The organism is Methylomonas sp. LWB, from assembly GCF_001856095.1.
Classification (GTDB): Bacteria; Pseudomonadota; Gammaproteobacteria; order Methylococcales; family Methylomonadaceae; genus Methylomonas; species Methylomonas koyamae_A.
Window position 1 is genome coordinate 46,149 of record NZ_MKMC01000003.1, and the last position, 18,634, is coordinate 64,782.

16 protein-coding genes and 1 riboswitch are annotated in these 18,634 nt (G+C 56.3%); of the genes, 7 read left to right on the top strand and 9 right to left on the bottom strand.

What is annotated here, in order from left to right; genetic code table 11:
- Positions 1-85: 85 nt before the first annotated feature.
- The gene (metE, locus tag BJL95_RS00945) at positions 86-2,383 is read right to left on the bottom strand and encodes a 5-methyltetrahydropteroyltriglutamate--homocysteine S-methyltransferase (RefSeq protein WP_071154925.1); all 2,298 of its coding nucleotides are present in this window, start codon (positions 2,381-2,383) and stop codon (positions 86-88) included.
- Positions 2,384-2,490: 107 nt separating this feature from the next.
- On the opposite strand from metE, the gene BJL95_RS00950 reads away from it, so the two are divergent.
- Positions 2,491-3,384, top strand: coding sequence for a LysR family transcriptional regulator (locus tag BJL95_RS00950; RefSeq protein WP_083385545.1), 894 nt, complete (start codon positions 2,491-2,493; stop codon positions 3,382-3,384).
- A 720-nt stretch (positions 3,385-4,104) separates the two neighbouring features.
- Here the strand turns inward: BJL95_RS00950 and BJL95_RS00955 are convergent.
- The 6 genes from BJL95_RS00955 to vapB all read right to left on the bottom strand — a co-directional run bounded on the left by BJL95_RS00955 (position 4,105) and on the right by vapB (position 7,854).
- Entirely contained in the window at positions 4,105-4,479 is a 375-nt protein-coding gene (locus tag BJL95_RS00955; RefSeq protein WP_071154927.1) for a hypothetical protein, read from the bottom strand.
- A 271-nt stretch (positions 4,480-4,750) separates the two neighbouring features.
- The gene (locus tag BJL95_RS00960) at positions 4,751-5,611 is read right to left on the bottom strand and encodes a hypothetical protein (RefSeq protein ID WP_071154928.1); all 861 of its coding nucleotides are present in this window, start codon (positions 5,609-5,611) and stop codon (positions 4,751-4,753) included.
- Between the two features lie 252 nt (positions 5,612-5,863).
- Complete coding sequence (locus tag BJL95_RS00965; protein ID WP_071154929.1) at positions 5,864-6,247, bottom strand: type II toxin-antitoxin system VapC family toxin; 384 nt, start codon at positions 6,245-6,247, stop codon at positions 5,864-5,866.
- Complete coding sequence (locus BJL95_RS00970) at positions 6,247-6,513, bottom strand: DUF2281 domain-containing protein (protein ID WP_071154930.1); 267 nt, start codon at positions 6,511-6,513, stop codon at positions 6,247-6,249. The genes BJL95_RS00965 and BJL95_RS00970 overlap by 1 nt, the downstream gene beginning before the upstream one ends.
- A 701-nt stretch (positions 6,514-7,214) precedes the next feature.
- On the bottom strand, positions 7,215-7,616 hold the full coding sequence (gene vapC, locus BJL95_RS00975; RefSeq protein ID WP_071154931.1) for a tRNA(fMet)-specific endonuclease VapC: 402 nt from the start codon (positions 7,614-7,616) through the stop codon (positions 7,215-7,217).
- 4 nt (positions 7,617-7,620) lie between these two features.
- Positions 7,621-7,854, bottom strand: coding sequence for a type II toxin-antitoxin system VapB family antitoxin (gene vapB, locus BJL95_RS00980; RefSeq protein ID WP_071154932.1), 234 nt, complete (start codon positions 7,852-7,854; stop codon positions 7,621-7,623).
- 240 nt (positions 7,855-8,094) lie between these two features.
- Positions 8,095-8,313: riboswitch (cobalamin riboswitch) on the top strand.
- Positions 8,314-8,425: 112 nt separating this feature from the next.
- On the opposite strand from vapB, the gene BJL95_RS00985 reads away from it, so the two are divergent.
- Positions 8,426-11,317 (top strand): ribonucleoside-diphosphate reductase subunit alpha, encoded by a 2,892-nt coding sequence (locus tag BJL95_RS00985; protein WP_083385547.1) that lies wholly within the window; start codon positions 8,426-8,428, stop codon positions 11,315-11,317.
- A complete protein-coding gene (locus BJL95_RS00990; RefSeq protein ID WP_071154933.1) occupies positions 11,314-12,459 on the top strand; it encodes a ribonucleotide-diphosphate reductase subunit beta in 1,146 nt (381 codons plus the stop codon). The genes BJL95_RS00985 and BJL95_RS00990 overlap by 4 nt, the downstream gene beginning before the upstream one ends.
- A 4-nt stretch (positions 12,460-12,463) precedes the next feature.
- Here BJL95_RS00990 and BJL95_RS00995 read toward each other — a convergent pair whose 3' ends face one another.
- On the bottom strand, positions 12,464-13,006 hold the full coding sequence (locus BJL95_RS00995; RefSeq protein ID WP_071154934.1) for an ankyrin repeat domain-containing protein: 543 nt from the start codon (positions 13,004-13,006) through the stop codon (positions 12,464-12,466).
- Between the two features lie 169 nt (positions 13,007-13,175).
- Here BJL95_RS00995 and BJL95_RS01000 point away from each other — a divergent pair, with 169 nt between their 5' ends.
- Positions 13,176-14,066 carry a LysR substrate-binding domain-containing protein gene (locus BJL95_RS01000; protein WP_071154935.1) on the top strand — a complete coding sequence of 297 codons (891 nt, stop codon included), beginning with the start codon at positions 13,176-13,178 and terminating at the stop codon, positions 14,064-14,066.
- On the opposite strand, the gene BJL95_RS01005 is transcribed toward BJL95_RS01000, so the two are convergent.
- On the bottom strand, positions 14,020-14,772 hold the full coding sequence (locus tag BJL95_RS01005) for a PEP-CTERM/exosortase system-associated acyltransferase (RefSeq protein WP_064031284.1): 753 nt from the start codon (positions 14,770-14,772) through the stop codon (positions 14,020-14,022). The genes BJL95_RS01000 and BJL95_RS01005 overlap by 47 nt on opposite strands.
- Positions 14,773-15,151: 379 nt before the next feature.
- On the opposite strand from BJL95_RS01005, the gene BJL95_RS01010 reads away from it, so the two are divergent.
- The 3 genes from BJL95_RS01010 to BJL95_RS01020 form a co-directional block, all read left to right on the top strand.
- A complete protein-coding gene (locus tag BJL95_RS01010) occupies positions 15,152-16,567 on the top strand; it encodes a HAMP domain-containing sensor histidine kinase (protein ID WP_071154996.1) in 1,416 nt (471 codons plus the stop codon).
- Between the two features lie 38 nt (positions 16,568-16,605).
- A complete protein-coding gene (locus BJL95_RS01015; protein ID WP_071154936.1) occupies positions 16,606-17,178 on the top strand; it encodes a hypothetical protein in 573 nt (190 codons plus the stop codon).
- Between the two features lie 6 nt (positions 17,179-17,184).
- Positions 17,185-18,634 (top strand): cell wall metabolism sensor histidine kinase WalK (locus BJL95_RS01020; RefSeq protein WP_254786655.1); only part of this gene is annotated, 1,450 nt, incomplete at its 3' end.

Genomic DNA, 18,634 nt, shown 5'->3' on the forward strand with positions numbered 1-18,634 from the left:
ACAAGTCCTTAGTCATGTGGAAATCATCGATTCCATACTATGCCGACTATCCGTCCCAACGCGGTGCCATGCCGCGCCGGCCGGATCAGCCGGCACTCGCCAGCGGCACGGTATCGACTTCCCGGCGAGCCTGAGCCGCCGCGACGACCATCGCCGCCAGCGCCGGCCTTACTTCATGCCACTGGCGGGTTTTCAGACCGCAATCGGGATTGACCCACAGCCGCTCGGCCGGAATATGGCGGGCGGCCAGCGTCAACAGTTCCAACATTTGCGCGCTGTCGGGGATGTTAGGGCTGTGGATGTCGTAAACGCCGGGCCCAATATCGTTGGGATAGCGATACTCGCCGAAAGCGTCCAGCAAGGCCATATCCGAGCGCGACGTTTCGATGGTAATCACGTCGGCATCCAGCTCGGCGATCGCGGCGATGATGTCATTGAATTCCGAATAACACATGTGGGTGTGAATTTGCGTTGCATCGCCGACGCCGCCGGCGCTGATTCGAAACGCCCGCGCCGCCCAATCCAGATAGTCCGGCCAATCGGCGCGGCGTAGCGGCAAACCTTCGCGAAAAGCCGGTTCGTCGATTTGAATCACCCGAATGCCGGCCTTTTCCAAATCGACCGCTTCGCCGCGAATGGCCAGCGCCAATTGATAGGCGGTTTGCGCCCTGGGCTGGTCGTCACGAACGAAAGACCAGTTCAGCAATGTGACCGGCCCGGTCAACATGCCCTTGACCGGCTTGTCGGTCAAATATTGAGCGTATCGACTCCAGGCTACCGTCATCGGCTTGGGCCTGGAAACATCGGCGTAAATGATCGGCGGCTTGACGCAACGGGAACCGTAGGACTGCACCCAGCCGTGCCCGGTAAACAGGAAGCCGTCCAATTGCTCACCGAAATATTCGACCATGTCGTTGCGCTCCGGCTCGCCGTGCACCAGCACGTCCAGGCCCAGCGCCACTTGTTCGCGGATGCACTGTTTGATTTGGCGCTCCATGAAAGCCCGGTAATCGGCATCGGCCAGCTCGCCACGCTTAAAGTCCAAGCGGGCCTTGCGAATTTCAGGGGTCTGCGGAAAAGACCCTATCGTCGTGGTCGGAAACAGCGGTAAATTCAGTTCGGCCTGCTGCGCGGCCCGCCGGATCGGGAACGGGCTGGCGCGCCGGTCTAGATCCCCGGCCAGCCCGCTTGGGAGGCTCGCCGCGCCGCTACCCAAGCTCGCCGCGCGCTGCCGCGCCGCCACGGCCGCCAACGCCGCGTCCCATTCCGGTTGAGCGGCATCCACGCCTTCCGCCAACACCAAACGCAGCAACTCCAATTCGGTCAATTTCTGTTTGGCAAAAGCCAGCCACGGTTTGACGGCTGGGTCCAGCCCGGTTTCGCGCTCCAGATCGATAGGCACATGCAACAGCGAGCAGGACGGCGCCAGCCACACTTCGCCCTGAAACGCTCGCCGCGCCCGATCGACAGTCGCCAACGCCGCCGCCAAATCGCAACGCCAAACGTTGCGGCCGTCTATCAAACCCAGCGACAGCACCTTGCCGCCGCCCAGCTCGGCCAGCGCGTCGAGTTGCCCGCCGCCTCGGGTCAGATCCAGATGCAAGCCGGCCACCGGCAACGCGCAAGCCAGGGCCGCGTTGTCGCCCAAGCCGCCGAAGTAGGTCGTCAGCAACAGCTTCGGCGCCGGCGCTTGCAGTTCTGCATAGGCCGTCGCTAACGCGGCGCGCCAGTCTTCCGGCAAGTCCAGCACCAAAATCGGTTCGTCGATCTGCACCCATTCCACCCCTTGCTCGGCCAATCCTTGCAGAATTTGCCGATACACCGGCAACACGCGCTCCAGCAAGCTCAGTTTGTCGAAATCGCCGACGCTTTTCGCCAGCCACAACCAGCTAAGCGGCCCGAGCAACACCGGTTTGGGGCGGTAACCCAGCGCCTGTAACTCGCGAGTTTCGTCGAACAAGCGCCGGCTGGACAATGCGAAAACCTGGTCCGAGCTCAACTCCGGTACCAGATAGTGGTAATTGGTGTCGAACCACTTGGTCATATCCAACGCCCGGCAGCCGATGCCGTCCGCGCCGCGACCGCGCGCCATCCGGAAATAGGTGTCGAAATCGACCTCGCCGCCGGCCCATTCAAAGCGCGGCGGCAGCGCGCCCAGCATCGCGCTGGTATCCAACACGTGGTCGTAGTAGGAAAAGTCGCCCACCGGCAGATAGTCCAATCCGCAACCGGCTTGCAAATGCCAATGTCTGATGCGCAGATCGGCGCCAACCGCGCGCAGTTGGTCGGCGTCGATTTCGCCGCGCCAATAGCGCTCCAACGCAAATTTCAGTTCGCGGCTCTTGCCGATCCGGGGAAAACCTAAATTGTGAATTTTAATCATCGATAACCGCCTATTGTTGAATGTTTTACAAGTCAGGCATTGTATTCAGGCATTTGAGTGACGATAATCGATGCTTTCTCACAAATTCATGAGATAAATTCATAATTATGGAATTGATTCACTTGCGTATCCTGCTGGCTTTGCAGCGCCACGGCACGCTCGGCGCGGCCGCCGAAACGCTGTTCCTGACCCAGTCGGCGTTGTCGCATCAAATCAAAAACCTGGAGCAACGCCTGGGCGTGACATTGTGGTACAAGCAAGGCCGTTCGCTGGTGTTGAGTCAAGCCGGCCGTTATTTGTCGGAAGTGGCCGAGTCGGTGATTGCCACCGTCGATTCGGCGGAAAACCACTTGGCCCAGTTGGCCCAGGGCAAAACCGGCAAACTCACCATCGGCATCGAATGCCACGCATGCTACGAATGGTTCCGCAACATCCTGCAACCCTATTTGCGGGCTTGGCCGGATTTGACGGTGGAAGTCACCTCGCGCTACCGCTTCGAGTCGTTCGAGGCGATCCGCCAGTACAAGCTGGACGCGGTGCTGACCTCCGACCCGATCGATAACGGCCTGCTGAGTTACCAGCCGCTGTTCGATTTCGAGTTAGTGTTGATCGTCGCCGACAGCCACCCGCTGGCCGGCCGCGCGGAAATAACGCCGGCCGATCTGCGCGGCGAAACCGTGCTGACCTACCCGGTCGCTCGCGAGCGGCTGGACATGTTCCGCAAGGTGCTGCAACCGGCCGGCATCGAGCCCGCCGCGCATCTGCAAGTCGAGGAAACCGACATCATGCTGCAACTGGCCGCCGCCGGCCGCGGCGTTTGCCTGCTGCCGGAATGGCTACTGGCCGACAAATCCGCCAAACTCGGCCTGACCGGTTTACGTTTTGCCGGTCTACCCATCGCCAAGACCATGTACTTGGCTTGCCGACACGAGGATGCGGAATTGGAATATTTGCGCTGGCTGGTGGAGCATGCGGGTGGCGCTACAATGCTGTCGAGTTAAACCGTCTTCGAGATTCGGCGCTATTCCCGGCGTACCACCATTCAGCTTCGCTTGAATTATCAAGTTTTAAGCGGCGAAAAACAGGTCAAGGTTTTGCGGTTGTGGAGTCATTATGAATGACGTGGCGGCTATATTTATTTTACGCCTACCGATTCGGTGTCGCTATCGCGACGGTAATTTTTTAATGCCGGTTCGCGGACCGGCGACCGCGATACTTTCTTTTGCTTGGCCAAAAGAAAGTATCCAAAGAAAAGGCCACCCCATGCCGCTTTGATCCTGCGCTCCGAAGGATTTGGACGGGATTTTTCGAAGGGGCATCCCAGCCCCTGCGAAAAACGCGATGCATCCTTGCATCGCCCCTGTCGGGCAAATCCGCCCAAACCCTCCGGTGCTCGGCGCGGCATCAGGGGAGAATACCATCCCAAAATTCAAGGTTCTAAACTCAGGATCGGTAGGTCCGATTAGCGAAGCGTAATCGGACGCATGTCATCCAACATCTTTCATAATAAAGGCCTTGATAACAAATTGATTTCGCGGATCGAGAAACCGGTATTCATGTTACACATAATGAATCCGTTTTAATAACAAACCTTCAATTCATTTAATTTTATTCAAAATTTGTCGAGGCTCGTTTCGTAAAACACAACATTCGTCCGATTATGCTTCGCTAATCGGACCTACGCAGCTGATAGATGCATGCGTATCAATGGGAAAACTACGTTAAAGATTATCAAATGTATTAACTCGTTTTATGACAATTTCGCCATAAAGCTTTTTTAATTTCTGCTTTGCATCTTCTGATAAATTAGGGTCATTCAGACGCTTTTGAATTTCTTTTTCTTTTTTATCTAACGCTATCCTTACAAGGATTCCATCTATATTTTCCGGCTTACAATATCTCCACATCCAAATTATTGAATTTGCAATCCATATACTGAATATGGGGATGGCAGACACTATACCTTGTTTTATAGAACTATAAGGATCAGGAAACGCGACTGGCTGGATAATCGAAATTAGGATTGTTCCAATCAATCCGACGGCTTTTGCATCACTACTTTTTGGTGTAGCAGCATGGTTGGGAGTCTTCTTCAATTATTTCCCCCGACCTAAAAAATGTCGCTTTAAATCTTTGTTACTTTCAATTTCATTCAAAAGATTTAACAAGTCTTCATCTTTATCAAGCCTAAATTTTTTTGTTTTTATCACACCATCAACATCAACGTACCTGATGCTGATATTCTTGCCAAAAAAAAAATAACTAGGTAAAAACTCAGAACACGGTAAGCCAGTATCGCAAGACTAATACAACCGACAGCAGTAAATATGAGGCTCAATGGTTCTGTTAATGAAAAATTCATAGGTTTTAACTAGGGGTTCCACTTTCATGGTGGACTCGTTCCACTGCATACTTAACGATTTCAGAGCCTAACTTCGCAATCGTTTTTACCTGTAGTGTTACCGTAAAATTTCGTCCAAATACATGTGGTTCTTGCATATTGGATAAACGTTCCAAAAAGAATTCGTCTTGCATACGGACCACATGTTCCTCACCGTCTATCATAGCTCGCCACCCGCTCTGTTTATTGACGTTCGCGGCGGTAAATTTTATCGTTGCTTCAACGGGTATGGTCTTCTCAGTTTGATGAATCACCAATCCTGTATAGGATTTTGCAGTTTGCTTGTCAATGAAAACATCATCCTCAACGGAATCTCTCGATTTTCTAGTGGCGAAACAGCTTGTTCCAGGGTTTTGTAGTGGTTCATATATAAATTGTTCTATCGACTTTCTGACTCTAGTATCTTGAACTAATTTTGCAATATCATCTTGGCATTCAATAAATCTATTTCCAGCATGTATTTTTTTCATTCCATTTTCTTCGTCCTCAATGATTGTGATTTCTTCACCTTTTAACCAATCAATTACAGCGAGAACAGAACCTGTAGTAACTGCCCCTGTTGCCAAGCCTAATGCCAAAATCACATCTTTAGCATCTATAGCACTTTGAATTACTTGGATGTCTATTCCGAAAGACCCGGAAATTAGATCAGCACTAACGCGAACATCTATACTACCCGCATCACCGTTCAACACCGCATTTGCCTCAGTAATCGCATCTCCCAGCGCCGAAAGAGACTTTCCTAACATGCCAATATTAATTTCATGATTCTCATGATCATCTCCATCATAGATCACGCAAAATTTCGTTATTGTTGGCTCAGCCATTTCACCGCCTTTTGATAAAGTTTAAAGATTTAAATTAAAACCGTTTTTGGTTCTTATTAGGAGAAAAATCAAAGTTCGATCCAAGCATCAATAGACATTGCCGTATTGCGCCGCATGTTAGCCTTCAAACATTCGGCGCTTGACGATACCGCTAATGCGCCCTACAAAACCTCGCAAATATTAGACGCTTTCCAATTTCGCGACGGGGGTTCTCCCGTTTTGCCGCGCTGAGCGCCGGAGGATTTGCCGAGATCAGTTCTCATTTTCCGAATTCGATAACGGATTAATCACCTTTAATCCCTCTAGCCAACCAAAATCTTCGACGTTACGGGTCACTAGTGTTTGACGGTTTTCCAAGGCTGTCGCGGCGATAATCGCATCGCCCACCGACATTTTGCGTTGCTGACGTAAATGAATGGCTGAGTCGATAACGACCGAGGAAATCGGATAGACCATCAACGTATTAAACATCCGTCGAAAATCCTGTTTATCCGTCTCAGTGAGCCGATGATAGCCAAGCACTTCCAAGCGGCTGATTTCGGATACGCCTAAGTTTGCTTGTTGCACAAACCATTGCCGCAACGACGCATATTGCGGCAGCACTGCATAAATCAAGATATTGCTGTCCAACAGCATCAGTCTCTTCCCGGCAGAGGCCTATCCTGGCGAACTTCTCTTTGCCAAGCCTCCGGCGTATCAATGCCCTGAAACGCCGTCGCTCTAGCGGCTATTTCCGTCATAACGGCGACCGCTTCGCCGCTATTGCTTGCTCTGAGTTTCGAGTCCGCTTCGGTTCTAATCCATTTGGATTTTAGAAAATTTACAAAGTCCAAGGCTTCAGCCTGCATTTCCGGCGGCAGTTTTTCCATATCTTCGAGAATTTGTTGGGTAAAAACACTCATGGCACGAACTCCGAATTAAAAGGCGTTGATGGGATTTCCCTTGGACCAAAACCTACGATATGCGCGAATCATCCCATAAACAGCGGCAGGAAAAAACCGCATGCCTCGTCATCGGCCTACCACCACCAAATCCCGCCCCAGTTCCTCCAGGAGGGTTTTCTCCCGTTTTGCCGTGCCGAGCACTGGAGGATTTGAGCGGCGTTGCCCGTCAGGGGCGATGCAAGGATGCATCGCGTTTTCCGCAGGGGCTGGAATGCCCCTTCGGAAAACCCCGTTCAAATCCTTCGGAGCGCAGGATACAAGCGGCATCCGGGTCGCCTGCTGACTCGTGCCATCCGGTCACTCGCACTTCGTGCGACGTTGGCGTCCAAATCTGCTCCCGGCAGCTTTGTCTTTTGTTTTCTTTTCTTTCGACTGCATGGATGCAGGAGGTAGAGCAATGCAGGAGCAATTGCCGAGGACAAGCACAAATTCGCCGGGAGCGAATTTGAACAGCCAGTGGCTGGCCCGACGGGCGAAAACCAGGGAGGGTTTTTGTAGCCAAAGAAACCCGCCCGCTGGTGCGGGAACCGGCATTCAATCAAGCCGTCGCGCCAGCGACACCCAACTAATCAAGGCCCGTAGGACTCGCCAAACAACCTCCACGTATCGTCCGCGATCGATGCGCTTCGCTACCGTTCAGCACATCCTAACCAGAAAAATCACTCCAACCCATTCTCCATCAACAACCCCGGCTCGCGTTCGAACTCCCGCAAGTTGTTGCTGACCAGTATCAAGCCGTGGCTGCGGCCATGAGCGGCGATATGCAGATCGTTGACGCCTATCGGCTGGCCGATCTTCTCCAACGCGGCGCGTATGCCGCCGTAATGCATTGCGGCGCTGTCGTTGTAAGGCAATATCTGTAAACGGCTGCAAAAGTCTTCTACCGTGGCGAGATTTCGCGCGGAGAATTGGCTTTTCTCGGCACCGTGGATTAATTCGGCCAGGGTCGCGGCGGAAATCGCCATGCGGCCGTGATGCCGGTTGAAGGTCGCCAACACCTCGATCGGTCGCCGCTTAATCACATAGATGACGATGTTGGTGTCGAGCAGATATTTCAGCATGCGCTTAAAAACTCTCGCGCTCGCCCTGCTGTTGACTGGCCCGTTCGTTGAGAAAATCGTCGCTGACGGTTGGGCCATTGAGAAAAAAACTGTCCCAGGCCGCGTCCGCCGGGGCAATCATGCGCTCCTGACCGACGACGCGGACTTCAACTTTTTTGACGTTGTCGGGAAATCGCATGTCGGCGGGCAGGCGCACTGCCTGACTGCAGTTGTTGGTAAATACGGTACTGGTCGCCATGGGTGACTCCGGAATGCTATATACAAGCAATACATCCCAGCGTCCGTATCACGTCAATCAAGCCTTCGACGTGTCTCGACAGATTCCAACGCGGCGTTCGCCAACCATCCGGCAGGACAGTCACCGCAGCGGGCTGAGGCCCGCCGGGCTCTTTTATCTATAACTATATACATGAAATTTTTACTAAAACATACACTACATATAGTGAATATCGCCTTGACAGATCGTTTTTCCCCACCTAAACTCCCTCGCCAAGACGGTTCCCCCCGAAGGGGATTAAAAGGGAATCCGGTTGGCGTTTTTGTGCTGTTCGCATGATCGTCTGTAAGCCGGAGCTGCCCCCGCAACTGTAATCGGCGAGTTGAGGTTCAATCCGTGCCACTGGACGCGAGTCCGGGAAGGCCGAACCGAAACGGCGACCCGAAAGCCAGGAGACCTGCCCTCGAAACCTTTATCAACCAGGAGCGGGGTGTCTCCGAGGACGATGGCAAGCATTACGGTTCGGGCTCCGGCTTCCGTTTTACGTCTGCCGTTGCGGCTTCATGTCCCCGCTCCCCTTGTGGAGAAACACATGGATAGCGCCGCTCAACCCGCCAGTTTTTATCCCGGCCCTGCCGAAGCCGTTAAACACACCCCCTCGTATCCAACGGATAGCGGCTTGGAAGTGATTCGCCGCAACCGTGCCCTGGTTGCGTTTCAGCCGGAAAAAATCGCCATCGCCATCACCAAGGCCTTCTTGGCCGTGGAAGGCCAGCACAGCGTCAATTCGGCGCGGATTCGCGAGCAGGTGGCCGGGTTGACCGCCAGCGTCGTCGAGGCGTTGACCAGGCGTCTGCCCGGCGGCGGCACCGTGCCTATCGAAGATATCCAGGATCGGGTGGAATTGGCTTTGATGCGCTCAGGCGCCCACGACGTAGCCCGCGCCTATGTGCTGTACCGGGAGAAACACGCCGAGCAACGCGCTGCCCGGCAAGCCGGCGACAAACCCGCTCCCGCTTTGCACGTGGACGACGACGGCCAACGCCTGCCCTTGGACAGCGCCGGGTTCATCGCCTTGTGCCGCGAGGCCTGCGCCGGGCTGAACGATGTCGATGCCGAGACGGTCTGGACGCAAACCCTGCCCAATCTGTACGACGGCATGCCGCTGGCGGCTGTGCGCCAGGCCCTGGTGCTGGCCGCGCGGACCTTGATCGAAGCCGAACCCGATTACGGCAAGGTCGCCGCGCGCTTGTTATTGAGCAATTTGCGCCTGGAAGTACTGGGCATGGCGGCGACTCAAGCGGCGATGAGCAAACATTACCCCGCCGATTTCGCGGCATTCATTGCGGCCGGCATCGCCGCCGAATTGCTGGACCCGCGTCTGGCCGAATTCGACTTGGAAAAGCTGGGTCAGGCTCTACTGGCCGAGCGCGATCTGCAATTCGACTATCTGGGCTTGCAAACCCTGTACGACCGCTATTTTCTACACGTCGACGGCCGCCGCATCGAATTGCCGCAGTGGTTTTTCATGCGGGTGGCGATGGGCTTGGCGCTAAACGAAATCGACCGCGAGGCGTGGGCGATCGAGTTTTACCGTCTACTGTCCAGCTTCGATTTCATGTGCTCGACGCCGACCTTGTTCAACAGCGGCACCCGCCACCCGCAACTGTCGTCGTGCTACCTGACCACGGTCTCCGACGACTTGGACGGCATTTATCAAGCCATCAAGGAAAACGCGCTGCTGCAAAAATACGCCGGCGGCCTGGGCAACGACTGGACGCCGGTGCGGGCGCTGGGCAGCCGGATCAAGGGCACCAACGGCCACAGCCAGGGCGTGATTCCGTTTTTGAAAGTGGTCAACGATACCGCCGTCGCGGTCAATCAAGGCGGCAAGCGCAAGGGCGCGGTGTGTGCCTATCTGGAAAACTGGCATCTGGATTTCGAGGAATTTCTGGAGCTGCGCAAAAACACCGGCGACGATCGGCGCCGTTGCCACGACATGAACACCGCCGCCTGGGTATCGGACCTGTTCATGCAGCGGGTAAGAAACAACGGCGACTGGACCTTGTTTTCGCCGGTGGACACGCCGGACTTGCACGAGCTTTACGGCGCGGCCTTCGCCGAAGCTTACCGAGCCTACGAGGCCAAGACCGAGCGCGGCGAGATTAAATTGTTTAAACGCATCGGCGCGGTACAACTTTGGCGCAAGATGCTGACCGTGCTGTTCGAAACCGGACAACCGTGGATCACCTTCAAGGACGCCTGCAATCTGCGTTCGCCGCAGCAACACGCCGGGGTCATTCATAGCTCCAATCTGTGCACCGAAATCACACTGAATACCTCGGTCGACGAAACCGCCGTTTGCAACCTGGGTTCGGTGAATCTGCCGGCGCATTTGGTGGAACGCGGCGGCGTCTGGCAATTGGACAACGACAAGCTGCGCCGCACCGTCGCCACCGCGATGCGCACGCTGGACAACGTCATCGACATCAACTATTACGCGACGGCCAAGGCCCGTAACGCCAACCTGCGCCACCGGCCAGTCGGACTGGGCATGATGGGCTTCGCCGATTGTCTGCAGCGCATGGGGCTCGGTTACGCCAGCCCGGAAGCACTGATATTCGCCGACCGCTCGGCGGAAATGCTGTGCTATCACGCCTACCAAGCGTCGGCGGATTTAGCCGAGCAACGCGGCCGCTACAGCAGTTTTGGCGGCAGCTTGTGGCAACAAGGTTTGTTGCCGCCGGATACGCTGGACCGCTTAAGCGAAACGCGCGGCGACTTGGGCGTGCCGGCCGGTGGGGTCATGGATTGGCAAGCCTTGCGCGAGCGCATCGACCAAGTCGGCATGCGTAATTCCCATTGCGTGGCGATTGCGCCGACCGCGACCATCGCCAACATTGTCGGCGTGTCGGCGGCCATCGAGCCGATTTATCAAAATCTGTACGTCAAATCCAATCTGTCCGGCGAGTTCACCGTGATCAACGCCGCACTGGTCCGCGAGTTGAAAGCGCTGGGCTTGTGGGACGCGGTGATGGTGGCCGACTTGAAATACTTCGACGGCTCGCTGGCCGCCATCGAACGGGTGCCGGCCGACCTCAAGGCGCGTTTTGCCACCGCGTTCGAAATCGACCCGGAATGGCTGATCGAAGCCGCCGCCCGCCGCCAGAAGTGGATAGACCAGTCGCAGTCGCTGAATTTGTACGTCGCCGCGCCGACCGGCAGTAAACTGGACCGTTTGTACCGGCTAGCCTGGCAACGCGGCTTGAAGACCACTTACTATTTGCGCGGCTTGGGGGCGACGGCGATGGAAAAAGCCGGCGGCACTGGCGATTACGGTTCCTATGCTTCGCGTGGAAACCCGGTGGAGGACGCTCCGAAGGCGGGAACCGCAGAGCGGTTAGAACTGCATTCCCACGCTGAGCGTGGGAACGATATAAAAGTCTGCTCGATCGCCGACCCGGATTGCGAGGCCTGCCAATGAAGGCTGGATTAGCATTCGACGATTGGGATTTGCCGGTCGCGCCAGTAGACCAGGGTGAAGCATTTAAAGCTGGAGTAGCGGCGCCGGACCTGTCGGAAGCCGGTGCAGGACGCGAGGCGCTTCCAGGCGAATCGGCTTTACCTCCGGTCGATGCCGAACAAAAACGGGTGGTCAACGGCCAGGCCGACATCAACCAATTGGCGCCGTTCAAGTACCCGTGGGCCTGGTCGTTTTTCCTGAATGCCAACCGCAACCATTGGACGCCGTTGGAAATCTCGATGGCGCGGGACGTACACGATTACCAGCACAAACTGACGCCGGCCGAGCGCCATGTGTTCGAGAACGTGCTGGCTTACTTAACCACTTCCGACATTCTGGCGATGCGCAACATCGGCCTAGCGGTGATGGAAAAAATGACCGCACCGGAATTGCAAATCTACCAGGCCCGGCAAGTTTACGAGGAAGCGCTGCACACTTGGACCTACCAGCATTGCATCGAAACCCTGGGGCTGGACCAGCGCGAAATCTATAACCGCTACCGGGTGGTGCCGGAAATTCAGGCCAAGATCGCGCTGGCCAACCGCCGCTTGCACGGCGTGCTGCAATCCGGCCGGCCGTTGACCGACCGCGACGCGCTGCACGAATTTGCGATGGCTTATCTGTTTTTCGCCGCCGTGTTCGAGGGCTGCTGGTTTTACAACGGCTTCAGCCCAGTGTTTGCGTTGCAGCGGCGCGGCCTGATGACCGGGACCGCCGAACAACTCCAGTACATCATGCGCGACGAAGTGCTGCATTGCGCGTTCGGCATCCGCGTGGTGCGGCAATTATTGGATGAAGAGAACCTGGTCCTCGACACCGATGCGCTCCGCCGAATGTGGGACGAAGCCGAAGCGGCGGAAGCAGATTACGCCGGCTACCTGCTACGCGAACCGATCCTGGGCTACAACGCCGGCTTGCATATCGAGCAATTCCGCTTTGTCGCCAATCGCCGCGCCCGGCAGCTTGGCCTCATCGAGCCTTTCCCCGGCGCCAAAAACGTCTTACCGTGGCTGAACGAACAGGCCAATCTACGCAAGGAGAAAAACTTTTTCGAAACTCGCGTCACCGAATACCAGAGCGGCGGCGCGTTGGCGTGGGATTGAAGGCTCAACGCAAGCTCGCGAGCGGCCGCAATTTCGCCACGAACCGGTCCAGGCCCTGGCTCCGCGCCAGGCTGGCTGCGCTGTTGCCCAACGCGTCGCGCAGCTCGGGATCGGCGCCGTGTCGCAGCAGCAGTTCGGCGATGGTCTCGCGGTCGAATAGCGCGGTCAGCATCAACGCGGTCTGGCCGAGCCGATTACGGTGATTGACGTTGCAACCGGCGCTTTCAACCAGCCAGCGCGCGGTCTCGCTGTCGCCCTTGAAGGCCACGCCCATCAAGGCATCGTTACCCTTGGTATCTTCGGCGCAAGCGTCGGCGCCGGCCGCGTGCAGCGCTTGCACGGCCGGTAGATGGCCGTGGTAAGCGGCCAAAATCAATGGCGGATAGCCGTCTGCGTTGATCGTATTCACCGCGCCGCCGCGCTGAACGTACTCGGCAATTCCGGCCAGATTACCTTCGCGAGACAATTCGTAGATGTCCGCCGCCGGCAAGGGGTCAGCGACCAGGGCCAGCGCGATGCCGGCTAAACGAATGAGTTTAGAATTCATCGGTATCTCCGATTCAATCAAGAATGGCACAAGCCAGCATGAGATGCTCCGCACCCAATCAGGAGGTCAACAAACCATGCGGGCTACCGAGAGCCGCTACCCATTCAAAGGGATAGGCTATAGTAACCGCCATGCCGTTTAAAAACTCCCGCCCCTCCGATCGCACGCGATGAATCTACGTGACTTGCAATATCTGATTGCCGTCGCCGATTTGCGCAGTTTCGGCCAAGCCGCCGAACGCTGTTTCATCAGCCAACCGACCTTGAGTACTCAAATCAAAAAGCTCGAAGACGAATTGGGTATACAAATTTTCGAACGCACCAATAAAAAGGTATTGCCGACCGAACTCGGCGAGCAAATCATCGCCTCGGCCCGACGCATCCTGAAGGAACAAGCCAACATCAAGGAATTGGCCGCCACCGCTCAAGACCCGCTGTCCGGGAATCTGCGCTTGGGCGCGTTTCCGACGTTGGCCAGCTATTTGTTTCCACAGCTGGTACCGCTGATCAAACACGCGTTACCGCGCATACGCTTGATACTAGTCGAGGAAAAATCCGAGCAGCTGTTGCAACAACTGCGTGGCGGGCAATTGGACTGCGCGTTGCTGGCAATGCCGATTTACGAGGACTTTTTGGACAGCCAGCCCCTGTTCGACGACGAGTTTTTATTGGCGGTGCACGACGACCACCCGTTAACCGGCAAGGCGACGGTCGTGGCGGACGATTTGAACGGCGAACGCTTGCTGCTACTGGACGAAGGCCATTGCTTGCGCGGTCACGCCCTGCAAGTCTGTCGGACGGTTGGCGCGGACGAGGAGCAGGACGTACGCGCCACCAGCCTGGAAACCTTGCGACAGATGGTCAGAGCCGGAACCGGCATTACCTTGGTGCCGCGTATCGCGGCGCGCGCCGAGGCCGGGCTTCGCTATCTACCGTTTCAGCCGCCGGCACCGAATCGAACGATAGGCCTGGTTTGGCGCAAGACCAGCGCCAGGGACGCGCTGATCCGCGAACTCAGCGAACTGATCCGAACTGCGAGCGACCTGACGCCGTCGCTTTGAGCGCCGCCGGCGCGACGCGGTCGAGTTGGGAAAACCGCAGATATTCGTTTCGGTAATCGGTCAGCCAGAACGGATTCGCCAGAATTTGATCGACGTCCAGTATATAAGGTATGCGCTGGCCGCGGAACTCACAAGGATTGCCGGCTTGCGTCATCTGGAAGCCTTCTTTTTTTACCGCGTGAGCCAAGGATGGCGACACCAGAATAAACCAATGCTTGACGCCGTTACGGGCGCAATACAGCACGGCCGCCCGGTACAAACCCCACATCAGGCTTTTACTCTGTTGACGGTAAGCCCGCAACATCGTGACGTTGCCGCCCAAATCCTCGCTGCCCGGCTGAGCCACGCGACGGGCCTGCTTGATCACGCATAAGCGGGAGATCTCCACCGCCTGCAGATATTGCTCTTCCGAAATCGGCGCGACATCGTTGCATTTGTGCTCGAACGGAAACTCGAAGCACTGCGGGTATACCAAACGCAATCCGCCCAACCATTGCTTGGAGAGTTTATCGCGCACCAAAAAATGCACCGAATGATGGTCCCATTCGTCGTACTCCATTTTGTCCGGAAAACGCGATTTGTCTTCGTAGCCCATTTCGTCGCAATAGACTTGGTACCTCAGATTGTAATGAATACGCTGGCTCTCGGGGGTATCTGCCAAAACGACCTCGAAACAACTATCGAAGGTGTGCTGCTGGAAAACCAAGTGAATACTCCTTTAAATTTCAGTGACCGCACTCCCAGTTTACTTTGGGAGCCAGTGTAGGATTTCGATCATCGCGGGGCTGAACCCTGCCTCGCGGCTTGCCTCGTTAGCGCCCTTGCCAGTGAACTCGAGAGCTTATGAAAAACAATCCAGATACCACGCCTAAGCCATTGTTTCTCTTATGCCGGTACTTTTTCGAGCGTATACGGGACCAGAGATTAGCCCATCCAGATGAGATTAACCCTGAAGTTTTGATTAAAATTAAATGAAGGCCACCCGGCATTATCCCATCCATTTCGCGGCAAGCAGGCGGGCGCGAACCTACCGAATTCCGGAATTCCCACTACTATTGCATTATGACCAAGGCGGCGACGTTAGGATGAACTTTAAAAAACTGATTTCTTTCAAGGCCCTGACCGCGCTGGGCTTCGTCGCGACCGCAATCCCGCTGTTCGTTGCCGCTGTTCATTCGGCGGCCACGATGCGCGAGGCCTCGGCATTGGGCAGAGAATTGAATACCCGAATATTCGAGCAAACCCAAAACATTCGGCTGGTGCTGCAAAAGACCTCGGACGTGGAGCGCAAGGCGCGCTTGTTCGTTTTGCTGTCCGATCCGGCGCTGCGCCAACCCTACGAGCGCGAGTCCTACGAAGCCACCCGAACCACCTTTAAGCAAGCGTTGAACGAACTATTGAAACTGCGAGTCGACAACCGCATCGCGCTGTTGGCCAACGAATTGGCCGAGAAAGAAGTCTTGATTTACCAACAAATCATCGGTTCGGCCAGCGAAGACGATATCAAGCTTCCGTTGGATGAAGCCTTTCAAAGTTTGCGTGAATCGGCCGCCACCCTGTCCAGGGATTTTGAAACCTACGTGGATCAGCGCTTTCGGCAATTGAACCGCCAATCGGCCGCGCTGGAACGGGATGTCATGATCAAGGGCGGCTTGCTGGCGGCGATTTCCGCCTTGCTGGTGATCGGATTGGTCTATGTGCAAATGCGTGCCATCCGCCAATTGGAACGCGCGGTACGCGGCCTGAGCGGCGGTCTGGCCGAGCCGATACTGCTGGACGGCCTGGAAGATTGGCGACAACTCGGGAATCGCCTGGAATGGCTGAGAAACCGCCTGCACGAACTGGAATACGCCAAACATCAAACCATGGCCGGCATGACCCGACAGATCGCCACCCCGCTGGCCGCGTTGAAGATCGGCCTACACTCGCTCGGCCATGGCGGCGATCCGAGTAACCTGCACGACGCGGTCGCCGACCTGCAAGCACTGTACGACGACTGCCTGCGACAGCTAAACGACAGCCAATTCAGCCAGGAGCCGGAAGAAAAAGACTTGATCGACCTGGAAAACTTGATCGACGAAGTGATCAGCGGACTGCGCGCCAAGTTACGCGCCAAGTCGCTGCATTTGAAGAAACAGACCCAACCGGCGGTCATTTCCGGCGTTGCCGACCAACTGCACCTGATCGTCGAACAGTTGTTGCTGCTAGCCTGGGCTCACGCTCCGGAAGACAGCGAAATCACGTTGCGCTTACGTCTCCAGGATACCGAATTGGAGCTGGAAATCGAAGACGAAGGCCCCACCATCAATCCGGCGCTACGCAGCGCGATCCTGGAACCGTTTTTCCGGTTTCCGGCCGGCTCTTTCGGCGATATGGCCGAACTGAATCTGGAAACCGTCAAAACCTATATCGCCAACCACCAGGGCAAATTGGCCTGGGTGGACGGCGAACCCGGCCTGCACGGCAACCGCTTTCGACTATCGCTACCGATGCTCGACTAGAACCGGTAAAATCGCCGTTTAACCCGTGTAACAACCCGATGATGAAATCCAAACTCGCCGTTCTGAGTGTCGCGCTTTTAACCGGCTGCGCCCAAATGGAACCCCAGCCCAGCCCGCCTACGCCAGAATGCTACACACCGCCGAAAGTAGCCAGCGAATTCGACCGGCTGCTGGCGTTCGCCGCGAAAACCGCCGAACTGACCCCAGCGGCTCGCGCCGAGCAATGCAAAGCACTGGTCAAACAAAACAAAGAGGCGCCGAATTTGACCAACCGGCTGCAAATTCTGGTTGGCCGGGTCTTTTCCGACACCTGCGGCGATATTGCGAAAATCCTTGACGACGTCGGTAACCTGCCGCCGGCGGCCTTGCCGGACGAAGCGATGAAGCAATTCGTAACCACCCAAACCGCGACGTTGAAGCAAATTCAAGGTTATTCGAAAAAACTCGGCAACCTGGAACGCAAACAACGAACCGCCCAACCGGCGGAAGCGAAGGAAAGGAGCGATGTCGGAACGCCGAAAACCGACGAGACCCGTTTATTGCGGGAAAAACTGGAAGCCATTCGCTCCATGGAAAAGCAACTCGACGAGAGCGGCGGCGACGCCAAATAAACCGCCATGTTTCGCCGCCGCCTGACGCTGGTCATCGCCATCTCGTTCGGCTTCGTGCTAACCATGGGCGGCACGATGTTCTGGGAAACGAATCAGGTCGCCGGTTATTTCCAACGCAGCCAGCGCGCTTACGAAGCCTTCGACCATTATCAGCGCCTATCGCTGGAAGCTTACCGGCATTTTAAAGAACGGCTGGACCGTCTGATTACCGACAGCCCTGCCGCCCAAGCCGGCGTCGACACTTCCAAGCAGCACCTTTACGACGCGGTTTCCGCGTTACGCGCGACGGCGGTCCAACCCTCGGCGGAGGACCGGGCGGATTGGTCCGGGAAATCCGCGGAGCTAGAGCGAGTCGCCCATTTCACCGCATTCTTGGACGCCAGCAAATACCGTTTCGACGAAGTAGAGCGCTTGCGCCAACAAGGTAAACGCGAAAAAGCCACCCAGTTGCTGTCCAAATTTTCGGAAGAGGAAATCGACGGCAAATTTCAACCCTTGATAGATGTCGCGATCAATGCGGAGCGGGCCAAGGCCGACAAGGCCCGCGAGGAATTGGAAGCGCTGGTCAAACGCTCGCGCTGGCTGGCGATCGGCAGCGCCCTGCTGGCCGCCGCTTTCAGCCTGACGTCCGGCCTTTACTTGATGCGCGGTTTGCGCAAGCCGTTGGAAGCCTTGATGGCCGGCACCAACGAAATTGCCTCCGGGAATCTGCGCTATCGGCTGGCGCTGGACAGCGGCGACGAATTTGCCTATCTGGCCAAGCATTTCAACCAAATGGCCCAGGAACTCGAACGCCAGCAGGAAAAATTGCGCAAGGGCCGATCCGTGCTGGAACGCCGCGTCGCCGAACGAACCCAAGAGTTGCGCCAACTGAACGAAGAGTTGCAAAGACTGGACAACGCCCGCCGCGAATTCTTCGCCGACATCTCGCACGAACTGCGCACGCCGATCACGGTAATCCGCGGCGAGGCCGAAGTCACGCTGCGCGGCCGCGAACGCGATCCCGAAGAGTACCAAGACGCGCTGCACCGCATCGTCGAACTGTCCGAACAACTGGGTAAATACGTCAACGATTTGCTATTCATGGCGCGCGCCGAAACCACGATGATGCAGTTCGAATGGGATGGGCTGGACTTCGCCGAATTGATCGGCGGCGCCATCGAGGATTTTAAAGTCATGGCCGAGGAGAATGCCTTGTCGGTATCCCTGCACCTGCCCGATCACCCGGTCTGGGTGCGCGGCGACAAACAACGCCTGCGTCAGGTGTTGTTCATCCTCGGCGACAACGCCTGCCGCTATTCCAATCCCGACGGCCATATCGCCGCCGCGCTAGTGGTCGAAAACGGCGAAGCGGTGTTTAGTCTCAGCGACCAAGGCATCGGCATTCCGGCCGGCGACCTCGAGCGCATCTTCGACCGCCACTTTCGTAGCGAAAACGCGTTACACTCCCGCGACG

Bases quoted from the DNA above. Each gene is read 5' to 3' on its own strand.
- metE (WP_071154925.1), bottom strand. From the start codon at position 2,383: ATGATTAAAATTCACAATTTAGGTTTTCCCCGGATCGGCAAGAGCCGC.
- BJL95_RS00950 (WP_083385545.1), top strand. From the start codon at position 2,491: ATGGAATTGATTCACTTGCGTATCCTGCTGGCTTTGCAGCGCCACGGC.
- BJL95_RS00960 (WP_071154928.1), bottom strand. From the start codon at position 5,611: ATGGCTGAGCCAACAATAACGAAATTTTGCGTGATCTATGATGGAGAT.
- BJL95_RS00965 (WP_071154929.1), bottom strand. From the start codon at position 6,247: ATGCTGTTGGACAGCAATATCTTGATTTATGCAGTGCTGCCGCAATAT.
- BJL95_RS00970 (WP_071154930.1), bottom strand. From the start codon at position 6,513: ATGAGTGTTTTTACCCAACAAATTCTCGAAGATATGGAAAAACTGCCG.
- vapC (WP_071154931.1), bottom strand. From the start codon at position 7,616: ATGCTGAAATATCTGCTCGACACCAACATCGTCATCTATGTGATTAAG.
- vapB (WP_071154932.1), bottom strand. From the start codon at position 7,854: ATGGCGACCAGTACCGTATTTACCAACAACTGCAGTCAGGCAGTGCGC.
- BJL95_RS00985 (WP_083385547.1), top strand. From the start codon at position 8,426: ATGGATAGCGCCGCTCAACCCGCCAGTTTTTATCCCGGCCCTGCCGAA.
- BJL95_RS00990 (WP_071154933.1), top strand. From the start codon at position 11,314: ATGAAGGCTGGATTAGCATTCGACGATTGGGATTTGCCGGTCGCGCCA.
- BJL95_RS00995 (WP_071154934.1), bottom strand. From the start codon at position 13,006: ATGAATTCTAAACTCATTCGTTTAGCCGGCATCGCGCTGGCCCTGGTC.
- BJL95_RS01000 (WP_071154935.1), top strand. From the start codon at position 13,176: ATGAATCTACGTGACTTGCAATATCTGATTGCCGTCGCCGATTTGCGC.
- BJL95_RS01010 (WP_071154996.1), top strand. From the start codon at position 15,152: ATGAACTTTAAAAAACTGATTTCTTTCAAGGCCCTGACCGCGCTGGGC.
- BJL95_RS01015 (WP_071154936.1), top strand. From the start codon at position 16,606: ATGATGAAATCCAAACTCGCCGTTCTGAGTGTCGCGCTTTTAACCGGC.